This window comes from Pseudomonas sp. 8(2025) (assembly GCF_052665325.1).
Window position 1 is genome coordinate 39,551 of sequence record NZ_JBQOIE010000011.1, and the last position, 16,386, is coordinate 55,936.

The 16,386-nt window shown below is 62.8% G+C and carries 19 protein-coding genes; 7 read left to right on the forward strand and 12 right to left on the reverse strand.

The window, feature by feature from the left end; genetic code table 11:
* Positions 1 to 6: 6 nt before the first annotated feature.
* Complete coding sequence (uraD, locus tag ACUXVH_RS20635; RefSeq protein WP_011062637.1) at positions 7 to 522, reverse strand: 2-oxo-4-hydroxy-4-carboxy-5-ureidoimidazoline decarboxylase; 516 nt, start codon at positions 520 to 522, stop codon at positions 7 to 9.
* On the reverse strand, positions 519 to 1,445 hold the full coding sequence (puuE, locus tag ACUXVH_RS20640; RefSeq protein WP_011062636.1) for an allantoinase PuuE: 927 nt from the start codon (positions 1,443 to 1,445) through the stop codon (positions 519 to 521). The genes uraD and puuE overlap by 4 nt, the downstream gene beginning before the upstream one ends.
* A gap of 423 nt (positions 1,446 to 1,868) precedes the next feature.
* Between puuE and uraH the strand changes: the two genes are divergently transcribed.
* The gene (uraH, locus tag ACUXVH_RS20645) at positions 1,869 to 2,222 is read left to right on the forward strand and encodes a hydroxyisourate hydrolase (RefSeq protein WP_011062635.1); all 354 of its coding nucleotides are present in this window, start codon (positions 1,869 to 1,871) and stop codon (positions 2,220 to 2,222) included.
* 237 nt (positions 2,223 to 2,459) lie between these two features.
* On the opposite strand, the gene ACUXVH_RS20650 is transcribed toward uraH, so the two are convergent.
* Both ACUXVH_RS20650 and ACUXVH_RS20655 read right to left on the reverse strand, forming a co-directional pair.
* Positions 2,460 to 3,809 (reverse strand): NCS2 family permease, encoded by a 1,350-nt coding sequence (locus tag ACUXVH_RS20650; RefSeq protein ID WP_015636600.1) that lies wholly within the window; start codon positions 3,807 to 3,809, stop codon positions 2,460 to 2,462.
* Positions 3,810 to 4,096: 287 nt separating this feature from the next.
* The gene (locus ACUXVH_RS20655) at positions 4,097 to 4,540 is read right to left on the reverse strand and encodes a MarR family transcriptional regulator (protein WP_011062633.1); all 444 of its coding nucleotides are present in this window, start codon (positions 4,538 to 4,540) and stop codon (positions 4,097 to 4,099) included.
* 82 nt (positions 4,541 to 4,622) lie between these two features.
* On the opposite strand from ACUXVH_RS20655, the gene ACUXVH_RS20660 reads away from it, so the two are divergent.
* Together ACUXVH_RS20660 and ACUXVH_RS20665 are read left to right on the forward strand one after the other, a co-directional pair.
* Entirely contained in the window at positions 4,623 to 5,789 is a 1,167-nt protein-coding gene (locus ACUXVH_RS20660) for an aminotransferase-like domain-containing protein (RefSeq protein ID WP_123397302.1), read from the forward strand.
* A gap of 10 nt (positions 5,790 to 5,799) precedes the next feature.
* Entirely contained in the window at positions 5,800 to 6,402 is a 603-nt protein-coding gene (locus tag ACUXVH_RS20665) for a glutathione S-transferase family protein (protein ID WP_445495771.1), read from the forward strand.
* Positions 6,403 to 6,462: 60 nt separating this feature from the next.
* Here the strand turns inward: ACUXVH_RS20665 and ACUXVH_RS20670 are convergent, their stop codons facing one another.
* Positions 6,463 to 7,356, reverse strand: a complete 894-nt coding sequence (locus ACUXVH_RS20670; RefSeq protein ID WP_065365440.1) for a LysR family transcriptional regulator — start codon at positions 7,354 to 7,356, stop codon at positions 6,463 to 6,465.
* Between the two features lie 131 nt (positions 7,357 to 7,487).
* Between ACUXVH_RS20670 and ACUXVH_RS20675 the strand changes: the two genes are divergently transcribed.
* Genes ACUXVH_RS20675 through ACUXVH_RS20685 form a run of 3 tightly spaced genes read left to right on the forward strand, consistent with a single transcriptional unit; the run spans position 7,488 to position 10,466 of the window.
* Entirely contained in the window at positions 7,488 to 8,783 is a 1,296-nt protein-coding gene (locus ACUXVH_RS20675; RefSeq protein WP_011062629.1) for a CitMHS family transporter, read from the forward strand.
* 1 nt (position 8,784) lies between these two features.
* Complete coding sequence (locus tag ACUXVH_RS20680; protein ID WP_065365441.1) at positions 8,785 to 10,143, forward strand: acyclic terpene utilization AtuA family protein; 1,359 nt, start codon at positions 8,785 to 8,787, stop codon at positions 10,141 to 10,143.
* Positions 10,140 to 10,466, forward strand: coding sequence for an AtuA-related protein (locus ACUXVH_RS20685; RefSeq protein WP_011062627.1), 327 nt, complete (start codon positions 10,140 to 10,142; stop codon positions 10,464 to 10,466). Before ACUXVH_RS20680 ends, ACUXVH_RS20685 begins: the two co-directional genes overlap by 4 nt.
* Before the next feature lie 18 nt (positions 10,467 to 10,484).
* Here ACUXVH_RS20685 and ACUXVH_RS20690 read toward each other — a convergent pair whose 3' ends face one another.
* From ACUXVH_RS20690 to ACUXVH_RS20710, 5 genes are all read right to left on the reverse strand, one after another.
* Positions 10,485 to 10,856: a glutathione S-transferase N-terminal domain-containing protein gene (locus ACUXVH_RS20690; RefSeq protein ID WP_065365442.1), complete on the reverse strand. Its 372-nt coding sequence runs from the start codon at positions 10,854 to 10,856 to the stop codon at positions 10,485 to 10,487.
* Positions 10,857 to 10,959: 103 nt separating this feature from the next.
* Complete coding sequence (gene folE, locus ACUXVH_RS20695; protein ID WP_011062625.1) at positions 10,960 to 11,505, reverse strand: GTP cyclohydrolase I FolE; 546 nt, start codon at positions 11,503 to 11,505, stop codon at positions 10,960 to 10,962.
* A gap of 77 nt (positions 11,506 to 11,582) precedes the next feature.
* Positions 11,583 to 12,140 carry a Smr/MutS family protein gene (locus ACUXVH_RS20700; RefSeq protein WP_011062624.1) on the reverse strand — a complete coding sequence of 186 codons (558 nt, stop codon included), beginning with the start codon at positions 12,138 to 12,140 and terminating at the stop codon, positions 11,583 to 11,585.
* Positions 12,141 to 12,215: 75 nt separating this feature from the next.
* Positions 12,216 to 12,536 carry a hypothetical protein gene (locus ACUXVH_RS20705; RefSeq protein WP_011062623.1) on the reverse strand — a complete coding sequence of 107 codons (321 nt, stop codon included), beginning with the start codon at positions 12,534 to 12,536 and terminating at the stop codon, positions 12,216 to 12,218.
* 129 nt (positions 12,537 to 12,665) lie between these two features.
* Complete coding sequence (locus tag ACUXVH_RS20710) at positions 12,666 to 13,256, reverse strand: cysteine hydrolase family protein (RefSeq protein WP_011062622.1); 591 nt, start codon at positions 13,254 to 13,256, stop codon at positions 12,666 to 12,668.
* Between the two features lie 239 nt (positions 13,257 to 13,495).
* On the opposite strand from ACUXVH_RS20710, the gene prmB reads away from it, so the two are divergent.
* A complete protein-coding gene (gene prmB, locus ACUXVH_RS20715; RefSeq protein WP_041119437.1) occupies positions 13,496 to 14,404 on the forward strand; it encodes a 50S ribosomal protein L3 N(5)-glutamine methyltransferase in 909 nt (302 codons plus the stop codon).
* A gap of 51 nt (positions 14,405 to 14,455) precedes the next feature.
* On the opposite strand, the gene ACUXVH_RS20720 is transcribed toward prmB, so the two are convergent.
* Together ACUXVH_RS20720 and ACUXVH_RS20725 are read right to left on the reverse strand one after the other, a co-directional pair.
* A complete protein-coding gene (locus ACUXVH_RS20720; protein WP_065365443.1) occupies positions 14,456 to 15,247 on the reverse strand; it encodes a hypothetical protein in 792 nt (263 codons plus the stop codon).
* Positions 15,248 to 15,346: 99 nt separating this feature from the next.
* A complete protein-coding gene (locus ACUXVH_RS20725; protein WP_015636592.1) occupies positions 15,347 to 16,300 on the reverse strand; it encodes an alpha/beta hydrolase in 954 nt (317 codons plus the stop codon).
* Positions 16,301 to 16,386: the final 86 nt, after the last annotated feature.

A 16,386-nucleotide genomic window follows, 5' to 3' on the forward strand; every position in this document is an offset into this window, starting at 1 on the left:
CAATCGCTACAGGGTCAGCAAGCGGAACAGGGCGATCTTGTTGATTTCTGCCAGTGCGCATTTGAACTCGGTGTCCACCGAGTTGTGGATGCGGGTTTCGAATGCGGCGAGGATCTGGTGCCGATTGCTGCCCTTCACCGCCATGATGAAGGGAAACTTGAACTTGGCCTTGTAGGCGTCGTTGAGCTCGGTGAAGCGCTGGAACTCTTCGGCGGTGCATTGGTGAATACCAGCGCCGGCCTGCTCATTGGTACTGGCTTCGGTCAACTGGCCCTGGACGGCGGCTTTGCCGGCCAGGTCCGGGTGAGCGTTGATCAGTGCCAGCTGGCTGGCGTGATCGGCGCTCAACAGGATGTCGCTCATGCGCTGGTGCAGGGTCTCGATCTGGTCGACGGAGGCGTCGAGCCCCAGTTCGTAGGCCTTTTCGGCAACCCACGGCGAGTGTTCGTAGATGTCGGCGAAGGCCTTGACGAAATCTTCGCGGCTCAGGGTCGAGGGCTTGAGGCTCTGGAAGGCAGTCATTTCGCCGCTCCCTGGTAAGGGTGGGTCTGTTGCCAGTGACGGGCGATGTCCACCCGGCGGCTGAACCACACCTGCTCGTGACCCTTGACGTATTCGAGGAAGCGCTTGAGCGAGGCCAGGCGCGCCGGGCGGCCGATCAGGCGGCAGTGCAGGCCGATGGAAAGCATCTTCGGCGCTTCGGCACCTTCGGCGTAGAGCACGTCGAAGGCGTCCTTCAGGTACTGGAAGAAGTCGTCGCCCTTGTTGAAGCCCTGCACCTGGGTAAAGCGCATGTCGTTGGTGTCCAGGGTGTAGGGGATCACCAGGTGCGGCTTGCCGGTGGGGTTGTTGGGTTCCCAGTAGGGCAGGTCGTCGTCGTAGGTGTCGCAGTCATAGAGGAAGCCGCCTTCCTCCATCACCAGGCGCCGGGTGTTCGGGCCGGTGCGGCCGGTGTACCAGCCCAGTGGGCGTTCGCCGGTGATTTCGGTGAGGATGCGGATCGCTTCGAGCATGTGCTCGCGTTCTTGGGCCTCGTCCATGTACTGGTAGTCGATCCAGCGGTAGCCGTGGCTGCAGATCTCGTGGCCGGCTTCGACCATGGCGCGGATCACGTCCGGGTGACGCTGGGCGGCCATGGCCACGGCGAAGATGGTCAGTGGAATGTCGAATTCCTTGAACAGCTTGAGGATCCGCCAGACGCCGGCACGGCTGCCATACTCGTACAGCGATTCCATGCTCATGTTGCGCTCGCCCTGCAGGGGTTGCGCCGAGACCATTTCCGAGAGGAAGGCTTCCGATTCCTTGTCGCCATGAAGGATGTTGCGCTCGCCGCCCTCTTCGTAATTGAGCACGAAGGACAGGGCGACGCGGGCATTGCCCGGCCAGTGAGGGTGAGGAGGGTTGGAGCCGTAACCGATCAGGTCGCGAGGGTAGTCAGCGCTCACTGCAGTCTTCCTTCTTATTCGTGATAACGGTGGCGTGGCGGAACCTGAAGCCGGAAAGCCAGGTGGGCGTCACTGCGATGGAATGATTGTATACAAGTTTGTCTTCACTTTGTAAGCCTGATTTTTTGCATTTTTCCGCTTTTATCGCTATGGCTGTCACCTGCAAGAAACTTGCCTGGATGGTCAGCTAATGGATGACAAGTCGTCTGTCGCTATGGCGTTCAGGCAAATCCGCTGATGCATTCGAAGCGTCGCGGGGCCGGGAATATTTGCGATTATTATTGTGTACAATTTTTTTGAAAAATGTCTTAATCTTGCTCTCGCCGCAGCTTTTCACCGGTCGAAACGCTGCGGTCTCCTTCAATTACTGACTCCGGGAGGCGCGAGGCCTGAACGCTTGAAGGCGCCAGGCACGCAGAATCAATGGGACGTTTGACTACACACGTTTTGGATGCCGCACATGGCTGCCCTGGCAGCGCTATCAAGGTCGAGCTGTATCGAGTGGAAGGGGCCCAGCTGGAATTGGTCGCCAGCACCCTGACCAACAGCGATGGCCGTTGCGATGCGCCGCTGCTGCAGGGTGATGACTACCGTTCCGGGGTGTACCAGCTGCACTTCCATGCCGGTGACTACTACCGTGCCCGTGGTGTGCAACTGCCGCAGCCGGCGTTCCTGGATGTGGTGGTACTGCGGTTCGGCATCAGCGCCGAGCAGGACCACTATCACGTACCGCTACTGATCTCGCCTTACAGCTATTCGACCTACAGAGGAAGCTAGGACTTTCCCCCCAAGAATCCTGCGCAAATAGCTTCTTTGGTCCTTGCCCGCCCACACTGCGGGCTTTTTTTCGTCTGGCATAAAGCCTTCACTGGTCGTCGGCTCCACTCGATCCCGCAGGAGCCGGCTCGCCGCCGAAAGGGCCCTGTGACCGCCCCGGACCTGCTGGCCACAGCCGATCATCGGCAACGAAAAAGCCCCATCCAGCGGGATGGGGCCTGTGTGGAGCAGGGCGTCCTAGAGGAAAATGAACTTGGCGATGAAAATCGCGCACAGCACATACAGGCTGATGGAGATTTCCTTGTACTTGCCGGTGCCGGCCTTCAGCACCACATAGGTGATGAAGCCCAGGGCAATGCCATCGGCGACGGAAAAGGTCAGGGGCATCATGATCGCGGTGACGATGGCCGGAATGCTGTCGGTGGCCTCGTCCCAGTTGATGTGGGCCATGCCGCCCATCATCAGCATCGCCACATAGATCAGCGCGCCGGCGGTGGCATAGGCGGGGATCATGCCTGCCAGGGGAGCGAAGAACATTGCGGCAATGAACAGCACGCCCACGGTGACCGCGGTCAGCCCGGTGCGGCCACCAGCGGCGACCCCGGCGGCACTTTCCACATAGCTGGTGACTGGTGGTACACCGACCACGGCACCGAACACGCTGGAGGCACTGTCCGCCTTGAGTGCGCGGGAGAGGTTCTCGATCTTGCCATCGGCGTTCACCAGGCCGGCGCGCTGGGCCACGCCCATCAGGGTGCCGGCGGTGTCGAACATGTGCACGAAGAGGAACGCCAGGACCACGCTGATCATGCTGACGTTGAACACCCCGGCGATGTCCATGGCCATCCAGGTCGGCGCCAGGCTCGGCGGAGTGGACATGATCCCGTTGTAGTGCACCAGGTCCAGGCCCCAGCCGGCCAGGGTCACGGCGATGATACTGATGAGAATCGCGCCGAAGACCCGGTGATAGCTGAGCACTGCGATCATCAAGAAGCAGACGGCCGCCAGCAGTGGGCCGGGGTCTCGCAGGTTGCCGAGCTTGATCAGGGTGGCCGGGCTGTCGACGATGATGTTGGCCGTCTTCAGGCCGATCAGGCCGAGAAACAGCCCTACCCCGGCACCCATGGCGAACCGCAGGCTCACCGGAATGCTGTTGAGCAGCCATTCACGTACCCGCGACAGGGTCAGGATCATGAACAGCACACCGGAAATGAACACCGCGCCAAGGGCGGTTTCCCAGTGGTAGCCCATGGTGCCGACCACGGTGTAGGTGAAGAAGGCGTTGAGCCCCATGCCCGGTGCGAGGCCCACCGGCCAGTTGGCGTACAGGCCCATCAACAGGCAGCCCAGGGCGGCGGCGATGCAGGTGGCGACGAAGGCTGCGCCGTGATCGATGCCGGCGTCGGCCATGATGTTGGGGTTGACGAAGATGATGTAGGCCATGGTGATGAAGGTTGTCAGACCGGCAATCAACTCGGTCTTCACCGTGGTGCCATGCAACCTGAGTTTGAAGATGCGCTCCAGCCAGCCGCTGTTCAGCGACGGCGAGAGATCGAGCGTAGAAGCTTCGGATTTGCGGCTTTCCACAGCGAGTACTCCTCAAGAGTTTTATTGTTTTTTCCAGAGCCGGACACGCAAGGGTGGGCAGCGGCTCTTTGAGGCAGGTAAGGCGTGCGGGTTTTGTTGACCTGTGGGTCAAGAACTCGTCGGGCGAATTATGCGTTTGTATACAAAGAAAGCAAATAATGTTTTTGGGGTTGTGTGCGAAAAATCCGCGAACATGGCTATATCGCGGCCCCGACGTTGCGCCGGGGTGTGCAAGGGTTTGGGGCAAGGCCGGGGCCGGCGCACCAATGAATGGCGCCCGCAGGGGCTCAGTCTTCGACGGGTTTGCCGGCCAGCGCCTGGTTCACTGCCAGCCAGCCATTGACCGCACTCTCGCCAGCTTCGCTGAAGGCCCGTTGCAGGAGTTTGACCTGCTCGCGGCGCAGGGATTGCTCGAAGCCTGTGCCATCGGCGGTCAACTGCAACAGGCGCTTACGCTTGTCGCTGTCCGGGGCGACGCTGTCCACCAGATGCATTTCCATCAATTGGCGCAACGGTGTGTTCAATGCCTGCTTGCTCACCCCCAGCAGATTGAGCAGTTCCTTGACGCTGAGCCCGGGATAGCGGGCGATGAAAAACACGATGCGCTGGTGCACCCGGCTCAGGCCCCGGCGTTCGAGCATTTCGTCGGCCTTGGCGGTAAACGCCTGATAGCCGAAGAAGAAAGCTTCCATGGCCGCTTGCTGCGAAGCCTGGTTTTTAAGGTCAAGCATATTGACGTATCTGCAAAGGTCGGCGTAATTTCGGTCAAGCAGTTTGACGTATTTTCCTCAGCCTTCGCTAGCGGTGATCTCCATGGCCTTCTCCGAACGTGTATCGCGTCTCAAAAGCTCTCTGATCCGTGAAATCCTTGCCGCGGCCCAGCGCCCGGAAGTGATGTCGTTCGCCGGGGGCCTGCCGGCCGAAGTGATGCTGCCCAAGGTGCAATGGCAGGACATGCCGTTGGCCATGGGCCAATACGGCATGAGCGAAGGCGAGCCGCAATTGCGTGAAGCCCTGGCGGCCCAGGCGCGCCAGCTCGGGGTGCCTTGCGAGGCGAGCCAGGTGCTGGTGGTCAGTGGTTCCCAGCAGACCCTCGATCTGGCAGCCAAGCTGTACATCGACAAGGGCACCCAGATCATGCTGGAAGCGCCGACCTACCTGGCCGCCCTGCAGATTTTCCAGCTGTTCGGCGCCGACTGCCTGACCGTACCGCTGCAGGCCGATGGCCCGGACCTGGTGCAGATGCGCGCGCGCCTGGAGCAGCACCGGCCGGCGTTCATCTACCTGATTCCGACGTTCCAGAACCCCTCGGCGGTGCGCTACAGCGAAGCCAAGCGTGATGCCGTGGCGGCTTTGCTGGACGAGTTCGGCGTGACCCTGATCGAGGACGAGCCCTACCGTGAGCTGACGTTCGATGGTGGCAGTGCCACGCCTATTGTCGGCCGCCTGGAAAAAGCCAGTTGGATCTACACCGGCACCGTGTCTAAAACCCTGTTGCCGGGCCTGCGGGTGGGTTACCTGATTGCCAGCCCGGACCTGTTTCCGCACCTGCTGCGGCTGAAGCAGTCGGCGGACCTGCACACCAATCGGGTTGGCCAGTGGCAGGCCATGCAGTGGATCGGCAGCGAGCAGTATCAGGCGCACCTGGATCAGTTGCGCAGTTTCTATCGCCAGCGCCGGGATGAATTCCAGGGCGCCTTGCTCACCCATTTCGCCGATCTGGCGGATTGGCAGGTGCCTCAGGGCGGATTGTTTTTCTGGCTGAGCTTGAAACAGCCCCTGGATACCCGCACTTTGCTCAAGTCGGCGTTGGAGCACGACGTCACATTCATGCCCGGTGAGCCGTTCTTTGCCGATCCGGAACGCAACGCTGGGCATCTGCGGTTGAATTTCAGCCATATCGATCCGGCGCGGCTGGACGAAGGCCTCAAGCGGCTGGCCACCGTGATACGTCAAGCACAGGCTGCACAGGCAGCCTAAGGGGAGGGCCATGTACGAGGTTTATGGCGATTACCGTTCGGGCAACTGCTACAAGATCAAGCTGATGCTCAATCTGCTGGGGCTGCCTTATGAATGGCAGGCGGTGGATATTCTCGGGGGCGATACCCAGACCGAGGCCTTCCTGGCAAAGAACCCCAACGGCAAGATTCCGGTTCTGGAACTGGAAGACGGCACCTGCCTGTGGGAGTCCAACGCGATTCTCAACTTCCTCGCCGACGGCAGTCAGTTCCTGCCCAGCGAACCGCGCTTGCGCACTCAGGTTCTGCAATGGCAGTTCTTCGAGCAGTACAGCCATGAGCCCTACATCGCGGTGGCGCGTTTCATCCAGCTTTACGAGGGGCTGCCCGAGGAGCGCCGCGAGGAATACCTGAAGTTGCACAAGCGTGGCTACAAGGCGCTGGACGTGATGGAGAAACAATTGAGCCGCACCCCGTACCTGGTGGGCGAGCACTATTCGATCGCCGATATTGCGCTCTATGCCTACACCCACGTGGCCGATGAGGGCGGTTTCGACCTGAGCCGCTACCCGGGCATCCAGGCCTGGATGCAGCGAGTGCAAAGCCATCCGCGACACGTGCCGATGCTCGACTGAGAGGGTGCTTTTATCCCCACTGGACCGTCCTTGTGCCGGTTCAGTGCGTTGTGGGGCCCGCTAACGATGTTTGCCGGCCAGGTTCTGGCGTAGCAACTCATAACAGCGCTGCGCCGCTGGGCTCAGTTGCTGGCCACTGCGGCGGATCAGGCCGATCTCGCGGCTGACCCCCGGGTGTTTGATGGCAATCCGGCGCAGGCCCTCACGGCCGTCATCGGCGGATTCCGGCAGCAGGGTAATGCCCAGCCCCTGGCGTACCAGCGCCAGCACCGTGCTCATGTAGTTGGCTTCCATGGCTGGAAGCAGGGACAGTCGGCTGTCGTCGAACAGCGCTTCGACCTGCTCGCGCACGCTGCTGTCGCGGCCGGTGAGAATGATCGGCTGGCGGGTCAGGTCCTTCAGCGTCACTGACTGGCGCTGGGCCAGGGGATGATCGGTGGCCACGAACAGGCACAGGCGATCCTCCAGCAGAGGTTGGAAATCCAGCCCGTGGCTGAGCCGGGCGCGCCCGCCGATACCGAAATCCACCTCGCCGGCCCGGACCTGGGCATGAATGCGGTGAGCCACCAGGTCCTGCAGGCGTACCTCGATTCCGGCAAATTGCTCGCGAAACTGGCGCAAGGCCGGCGGCAGCACCCCGGCGCAGACCGACGGCAGCGCGGCGAGGGTGACCACGCCCCGACGCAGGGCGGCCAGGTCCCGGGAGCCACTGACGATGTTGTCCAGGTCCAGCAGCAGTTTCTCCATCGGTCCCCGGGCCTGCAGCCCAGCAGCGGTCAGGCTGACATGGCGCGGGCTGCGATCGAGCAGGGCGACCCCCAGCCATTCCTCCAGTTGCTGGACCTGCACGGTAAGGGCTGATGGCGACAGGTGCAGCTCGGCGGCGGCTTTGCTGAAGTTGCCGCTGCGGGCCACGGCGAGGAAGGCCTGGATATGCTGGATCGAGTTCTTCATTTTGTTTTTCCGAATGCAAGGCGCCGAATATTCCAATTTACAAAGACTAGCGCGATTTCAATACTCCAGAAAAACAATAACCGTCCGCCTTCCGGCCCCGGCTTGAAGAGGCGGCACACTGGAGTTGCTCCATGCTCGCCACCCTGGGTGTCATCACCATTCTCTGCCTGCTCGCGGCCGTCATGAGCAAGCGCCTGTCGCCTCTGGTCGCGCTGATTGCGCTGCCGATCATCGCCGCGCTGATCGGCGGCTTCGGTCTGCAGACCAGCGCCTTCATCGTCACCGGCATCAAGAACGTCGCCCCCGTGGTAGGCATGTTCGTGTTCGCTATCCTGTTCTTCGGCATCATGACCGACGCCGGCATGCTCGACCCGATCATCGACCGCATCCTGCGTACCGTCGGCACCCGGCCGACGCGGATCGTGGTCGGTACGGCGCTTCTGGCGCTGCTGGTGCACCTGGACGGTTCCGGCGCGGTGACCTTCCTGGTGACGGTGCCGGCAATGCTGCCGCTGTATACCCGGCTGGGCATCGATCGACGGATTCTGGCCTGTGTCGCGGCGATGGCCGCGGGGGTCAATTTCCTGCCCTGGACCGGCCCGGTACTGCGCTCATCAGCGGCCCTGCATGTGCCGGTGGCGGATCTGTTCCAGCCGCTGATCCCGGTGCAGATCGTCGGCCTGCTGTTCGTCTTCGCCAGCGCCTGGTGGCTCGGCCGCCGGGAGGAGCGCCGCCTGGGGCTCGGTGCCGATGCCACGGCCGGTGCAGGCATCCCGACCCGGGTATTGAGCCCCGCCGAAGAGGCGCTGCGCCGTCCCGGGCGCTTCTGGATCAACCTGCTGCTCACGGTGCTGGTGATGCTGGTGATGATTGCCGGCTGGGTCGATCCGGTGGTGATGTTCATGGTCGGCACGGTGCTGGCGCTGTGCATCAACTATCCGGATGTCGAGGCCCAGCGGGCACGCATCGATGCTCATGCCAAGACGGCCCTGACCATGGCCAGCATTCTCCTGGCGGCCGGTGTGTTCACCGGCATCATGCAGGGCAGCGGCATGCTCAAGGCGATTGCCGAAGTGGCGGTGGCGCAGATTCCTGCCGGTCACGGCAAACTGATTCCGACTGTGGTGGGGTTCCTGTCCATGCCCCTGAGCATGCTGTTTGACCCCGACTCCTACTACTTCGGGGTGATGCCGGTGATTGCCGAAGTGGGCAAGGCCCTGGGTGTCGACCCGCTGCAAGTGGCCCAGGCTTCGTTGCTCGGCGTGCACACCACCGGTTTCCCGGTAAGCCCGCTGACCCCGGCGACCTTCCTGCTGGTGGGCCTGTGCAAGATCGAACTGGCCGACCACCAGCGTTTCACCATCCCCTTTCTATTCGCTGCGTCAGTGTTGATGACCCTGACCGCGCTGCTGCTGGGAGTTTTTTAAGATGAAAAGCCTACGTATCGGCTCCGGCGCCGGTTACTCCGGTGACCGTATCGAGCCCGCCATCGAGTTGGCGCAACAGGGCGACCTGGATTACCTGGTGTTCGAATGCCTGGCCGAGCGCACCATCGCCCTGGCGCAGCAGGCGCGCCTGGCCGACCCGCACAGCGGCTACGACCCGTTGCTGGGGGCACGGATGCGCGGGGTACTGCCCTTTGTCGGCGCCACGGCCTCGGGGCGGCGTTTGCGCATCATCAGCAACATGGGGGCGGCCAATCCGTTGGCGGCGGTGGCCGAGGTGCAACGGATCGCGGCCGAGCTGGGCTTGCCAGGGCTCAAGGTGATCGCGGTGCTGGGGGACGATGTGCTCGAGACTCTGCGGGCCCGGCCGGAGTGGGTGCTGGACAACGGGCAGACCCTGGGCTCGCTGGGGCAGCGGCTGATTTCCGCCAATGCCTACCTGGGCGCCCAGGGCATCGTCGAGGCGCTGCAGGCCGATGCCGATGTAGTGATCACTGGGCGGGTGGCCGACCCCTCGTTGTTCCTGGCGCCGCAGATCTTCGAGTTCGGCTGGGCCGAGGATGACTGGCTGCGCCTGGGGCGCGGGACCCTGGTGGGGCATCTGCTGGAGTGCGCAGGGCAGGTCAGCGGCGGCTACTTTGCCGATCCGGGGGTCAAGAATGTGGCCGGTCTGGCGCGCCTGGGGTTCCCCCTGGCCGAAGTGGATGCACAGGGCGCGGCGCTGATCACCAAGGTCAAGGGCTCCGGGGGGCAGGTCAGCAGCGCTACCTGTACCGAGCAGTTGATCTACGAAGTGCATGACCCGGCGGCCTACCTGACGCCGGATGTCTGTGCCGACTTTTCCGCAGTGGGCTTTGTCGAGGAGGCACCGGACCGGGTGTGGCTGCAAGGGGCGGCAGGCAGCCCACGGCCTGAGCGGCTCAAGGTCAGCGTCGGCTACCTGGATGGCTGGATCGGCGAAGGGCAGATTTCCTATGGCGGCCCTGGGGCTGTGGCCAGGGCGCGGCTGGCCCGGGACATCGTGCTCGAACGCCTGGCCCTGACCGGGGTACAGATGCAGGAAGTGCGCGCGGAGCTGATCGGCATCGATGCCTTGCACGGTGTTGAACTGGGCCAGCGAGCGCCTGCCGAGCCCTGGGAAGTGCGCCTGCGGGTGGCGGCTCGCTGCACGGACAAGGCCGAAGCGGTGCGCGTCGGCAATGAGGTGGAAACCCTCTATACCAATGGGCCCGCTGGTGGCGGCGGGGCCAGTAAAAGCCTGCGGCAGGTGGTGGCGGTGGCTTCGCTGTTACTGCCCCGGGAGGCCGTCAGGGTCACCTTGCATCAGGAGGTACGGGCATGAATGAGGTCAAATTGCGTGACTTGGCGCACTCGCGTACCGGGGACAAGGGCGACACTTCGAATATTTCGGTGATTGCCTACCGCGCCGAGGACTTTGCCTTTCTTTGCGAGCAGCTTACCGCCGAGCGCGTGGCGCAATATTTCGCCGGCTTGCTGGGGAGCGATGCGGCGCCGGTACAGCGCTATGTCCTGGAGAATGTGCGGGCCTTGAACTTTGTCTTGCCGGGCATCCTGCGCGGCGGAGTGACCCGCTCCCTGGCGCTGGATGCCCACGGCAAGTGCCTGGGCGCGGCCTTGCTTGACTTGCAGTTGGCTCGGGGCTGAAGAGCCCCGGGGAGGGCGTCAGACGGTCGCGAAGCGCTGGTTCAGGTAATCGATGATCACCTTGGATTCATACATCCAGGTGGTCTGGCCGTTCTCTTCGATGCGCAGGCACGGCACCTTGATCTTGCCGCCCTGCTCCAACAGGGCCTGGCGGTCCTGCTCGTTGTTTTTTGCGTCGCGCAGGGCCACCGGCACATTCAGGCGATGCAGGGTACGGCGGGTCTTCACGCAGAACGGGCAGGCGTGAAACTGGTACAGGGTCAGGCCCTTGGCGGCTTCCACGACTTGCGCCTGAGCGGCGGCGTCCCGCTGCTGCTTGCGTGGGCGGGTGATGAAGTCGATGAAAATGATGAGTTGGCCCAGGCCGACTCGCAGCGCTTTGACGATCACGGTTATTGCCTCTTGCCCATGAATGAAGGGGCGGCAGCTTACCTGATTTTTCCCGGGCGAAAAAAAACCGGCGATCAACGCCGGTTTTTTCGCCTGCAGCCTGTTACTTGATCAGGCTGAGGAATTCGCTGCGGGTCGCGGCATTCTCGCGGAACTCGCCCAGCATCACCGAGGTGATCATCGACGAATTCTGTTTCTCCACACCGCGCATCATCATGCACATGTGCTTGGCCTCGATCACCACGGCCACCCCGAGGGCGCCGGTCACTTGTTGGACGGCGTCGGCGATCTGCCGGCTGAGGTTTTCCTGGATCTGCAGGCGGCGGGCATACATATCGACGATGCGCGCGACTTTCGACAGCCCCAGGACCTTGCCGCTGGGAATGTAGGCGACATGGGCCTTGCCGATGAACGGCAGCAGGTGGTGTTCGCACAACGAATAGAGCTCGATGTCCTTGACCAGGACCATTTCGCTGTTGTCGGAGCTGAACAAGGCACCGTTGGTGACCTCTTCCAGGGTTTGGGCATAACCGCGGCAGAGGTACTGCATGGCTTTGGCGGCACGCTTGGGCGTGTCGAGCAGGCCCTCGCGGGAGACGTCCTCGCCCAGTTGGCCGAGGATCGCGGTGTAATTCTGTTCCAGGGACATGAAACTACCTGTGGGATTTTACGCAAAGGGCAAGGGTACGGTGGCGGACACGACGCTGCAAGCGTGATGCAGCGGCTTTATTCGTCACGGCCTTCCATCATGGTGCGCTTGAGCATGACGTACAGCGCCCCGGTACCGCCATGCCTGGCCTGGCAGGAAGTGAAGCCCAGCACCTGCGGATGCTGGCGCAGCCAGGTGTTGACGTGGCTCTTGATCATCGGTCGCTTGCCGTCCAGGCGCACGGCCTTGCCGTGGGTGACGCGCACGCAGCGGATTTCGAACTGGGTGGCTTCAGCGAGAAAGGCCCAGAGGGTTTCCCGGGCCTTTTCCACGGTCATGCCATGCAGGTCGAGGCTGCCTTCAAAGGGGATCTGGCCGATCTTCAGCTTGCGCATCTGGCTTTCCTGAACCCCGTCGCGGGCCCACATCAGCTCATCTTCCGGCCCCACGTCGATGACGAACTGGTCGGACAGCCCGTCCACCGTGGTGGTCTCGCTGCGTACGGTGGCCGCCTGGCGCAACTTGGCGATCTGCGCCCGGTCGCTCTTGGGTTTGCCTGTATCGGCACGATCGTGCTTGATCGGCTTGACGCCGCGGATCTCGTTTTTGAACAGGGAAAAATCGTCGTCTTGCATGTCAGCCTCCGCGAAGGGCGGCTAGTTTACCCAACTCGGAACACCTTAAGGCGCGCAAATCGCGCCTCGGGAATGTCAGTCGTGTTTTTTCATCAGGTGCGGCGCCATGTTCAGCGCCAGGGGCTGGCGCATGCGCCGCCGGCAGCGCCGCCACAAGCGCACGCCGACATACAGCAGCAACAGGCCGACCACCAGGATCACCGCCGAGCCCGCCGGGCTGGCATTCATTTCCCCCAGCGCCGGGGCACGGCCCAGCAGGCTCGCAGTACCGGCCATCGCCAGCAGCACGCCAAATGTCGCCAGTAGCGCGGAGAATCCCGCACCCAGGCGCAACCGCCAGTTTCGCGGGCTTTTGGGCCGCAATCGGCGTGCGTCAAAACCATCGGATATCTTCATTCCGACCTTCCTCAATGGGTATCGGCCCTTCGACCGGAAGTTGACCGGGTGGTTCCTGAGGCTAAGGCAATTGCTGCAAAGGCGAGGGGTTTATGGATGAGCGGCCCGCCAGCCGCTCACCAGGGCTGATCAGATCAGGCTTGCGGTCTGGGCGAGGGTGGCGAAGTTGTCGGCCATGATTGCCATTTCGGTTTGCTGAACGTGCTCGGCGCTGAGGATGCCACCCTTGTAGGGCAGGTCGCGGGTGGCGCAGGCGTCTTCTACCAGGGTGCAGCGAAAGCCCAGGTTCTTGGCCGCGCGCACGGTGGTGCTGACGCTGGAGTGGCTCATGAAACCGGCGACGATCAGGTCCAGGGAACCGAGGTCCTGCAGGCGCTTTTCCAGTTCGGTGCCGTGGAACGCGCTGGGCAGCAGTTTGCCGATGATGGTTTCGTCGCCTTGGGGTTCAAGGCCGGGAATGAACTCGCCGCGCTCGCCTTGTGGGTCGAACAGGCCGCCGACGGTACCGAGGTGGCGTACGTGCACCACTGGGCGACCGGCAGCCCGGGCCGCGGCCAGCAGTTGGCGGATGTTGGCCACTGCCGCGTCCATGCCGGACAGGGCCAGCGGGCCGCTGAGGTATTCTTTCTGGGCGTCGATGATCACAAGGGTCGCGTGGCTCAAATTGGCCGCTGCATAACCACGACCGCTGAGTTGAAACATCGTCTTTGGAACGGACATTCTGGGGCTCCTGTGAGTGGGGCTTTTGCGCCATTGTCCTCTGGCGGAGCGCTTCTGTGAATCGCTACTAACGTAAGGTGCGCCGTTGCTGGCCTGCAGCCTTGTCAAGTGGGGCAAGGTATGCAGCCTTCCCGAGCAAAAAGCGCTTGAACACTCTTGCCCGTCGCTGGTTTTTCATTCGTCGTCGGCAAGCGTTTTGGCTGTTAGAATCGCCGGTCGTTTTGTCAGGAGTCTGTCCCGTGATCACTTCCCGCCTGCGCACCTTGCGCGACCATATCCGCTGGGCCGTCAGCCGCTTTCATGGGGAGGATCTGTTCTTCGGCCATGGTACCGACAATGCCTGGGACGAGGCCCGTCAACTGGTGCTCGGCGCCTTGCACCTGCCTTGGGAAATTGCCGACAGCTACCTTGATTGCGCGTTGGAAGACGACGAGCTGGTCCATGTGCAGCACCTGCTCAAGCGTCGTATCCAGGAGCGCGTGCCTACCGCCTACCTGCTGGGCGAGGCCTGGTTCTGCGGCATGTCGTTCATTGTCGATGAGCGCGTGCTGATTCCCCGTTCGCCGATTGGCGAGCTGATCGAAAAACGTTTCGAGCCCTGGCTGGGCAGCGAGCCGGCACGGATTCTCGACCTGTGTACCGGTTCCGGCTGCATCGGTATCGCTTGTGCCTATGAATTCCGTGATGCCGAGGTGGTGTTGGCGGACCTGTCCTTCGAAGCCCTCGAAGTGGCCAACCAGAACATCGAGCGCCATGGCGTCGATGAGCGGGTGTTCACGGTCCAGGGCGACGGTTTCGATGGCCTGCCCGGGCAGCGCTTCGACCTGATTGTGTCCAACCCGCCCTATGTCGATGCCGAAGACTTCGCCGACATGCCGGATGAATACCAGCACGAGCCCGAGCTGGGCCTGGCCTGTGGCGAGGATGGCCTGAACCTGGTACGGCGGATGCTGGCCGAGGCGGCGGACCACCTGACCGAGAAGGGCTTGCTGATTGTCGAGGTGGGCAACAGCCAGGTGCATGTCGAGGCGCTGTACCCGGAGGTCGACTTCGCCTGGCTGGACTTTGAGCGCGGTGGCCACGGTGTGTTCATGCTGACCGCGGAGCAGTGCCGCGACCATCAGGCGTTGTTCGCGTCCCGGGTCTGAGCCGATTGCCGGCCCGCGCAACGCGGGCCTCTGGCGGTCAGGCGTTGCGGCTCAGCGATGAGTCGCAATCCAGATCAGCAGCCCGGCCTGGAACACCGCAAAGGCCACCAGGCAGGTGATGGTGAAGCGCAGACCGGTGTCCTCGCGCTTGTACTTGGTGACTTTCTCTTCCTGCTTGCGCAGCTTCACTTCCAGTTCTTCAAGATTCTGTTCGGCCTGCTGGAGCATCTGCGCCGCTTCCAGAATCTCCACGAACTGCAGCTTTTCGCTATTCCACTGGCCCAGCAGTTCACCCACCTGGACATCCTTGACGCTGCCCTTGAGGTGCTGGGCATCGGCATACACCACATCGAAACCCTGGGTGCGCAGCACGTGGTCGCGACGCAGGCGCGTGTCTTCGTTGAGGGCATCCTTGTTCGCCAGGTCGAAGCCGTCGACCCGGTAGTGCGGCCACTTCTTCTGGGCCCACTGCGCTGCCTGGGCCAGCAGGAAACGGCCGATTCCGCGGTTCAACGGTTCGACCTGCAGGCCGCCTTCGGGCTCGAAGTGCACCCGGCGAGTGTCGTGCTCGACCCACACATCCAGGTGATTCTGTTCCTTGCGCACCCGTTGGCCGGGGAGGCTGATGGTCATGCGCAGCAGGCTGCGCTCTTTGTTGTTGCGTTCGGCATAACCGAACTCGACAAAGCGCAGAGGCCGTCCGCCCGTGGCGCGGTCGGTCTGCAAGGGTGCCAGGCGCAGCATCTTGTGGTGCTCGGCCTGCACATCGGCCCACGGCAGCGGCGGCGCTTCCGGGGCGGCGGCTTCCTGCTCGGTGGCGGGTGAATTCGGGGTATCAGTCATAACGGCGAGATCCTGTCCAATCGCTGCGCGCCGACAGCAATTGAACGGCCGGCAAAGGCTTATCGGCCGTTTTTTTCAGGACTGGAGGGCAAAAACAGCCTAACGGGTGTGAAGTCCGTCAATAAAATCGATGATCGCGCTGCCCAGTTCCGCTGCCAGCGGCAATTGCGGGTCCTTGTAGGAGGCCAGCTGGCGCTTGAGGTCATTGGGCACGATGCGCATCACATGGTTCATGCCTTCGATCAGGGCCAGTTGCGCATCCGGTTTGGCGGCCTTGAGGACCCTGGCGTCATCGACGCTGACCTGGATGTCGTTGCTGCCCTGGATGATCAGCGCCGGCATCTTCAGGCGGGCGAAGGCCGCCGCCGGGTCTTCGCGAAACAGGGTGATCAGGTAAGGCTGCACGCTGGGGCGAAAGATGACTTGCAGGGCAGGGGGCACATCCGGGTCGACCTTGCCGGCCTTGAGGCTGTCCAGCAGCTCATTGCTGCGCAGCATCAGCGCCGGTGGCAGGCGGTAGCTCAACTGCTGGCGCAGGATCTGGTCCACCGGGCGGGCGGTTCCGGAGATCGAGATAACGCCTGCGGCATTCAGTTGCGGTGCCGCCAGCGTGGCGATCAGTGCGCCTTCGCTATGCCCCAGGACTATCAGTTGGCCCAGGCGTGGATCGGCCTTGAGCTTGTTGCCCCAGGCCACGGCATCCGCCACATAGGCGTCCAGGGTCAGGTTGCGTTCGTCCGGGGTCGCGGCGAGGCTGGCGGCCACGCCGCGCTTGTCATAACGCACGCTGGCGATGTTGTGCTTGGCCAGTACCCAGGCCAGGCGCTTGAGGCTGTCGTTGCGCCCGCCATCGGGGTTGTTGCCGTCGCGGTCAGTGGGACCGGAGCCGGAAATGATCAGCACCACCGGCACCGGCTGCTCGGACTTGGGTAGCAGCAGCGAGCCGTACAGCTCACCGTGCCCGGTGTCCAGGCTCACGGGGCGTTGCAGGACGGCCGCATGAACCAGGCCGGTGAACAGGGAAAGGCTCAAGAGAAGAACTCGCAGCATCATCGCGCCATCATGGATAAGGTGCCGGTTTGACTCGGTAACAGGCAGAAGGTTCGAGGATGAACTAGTTGGGTAGCCTGCGTATACTG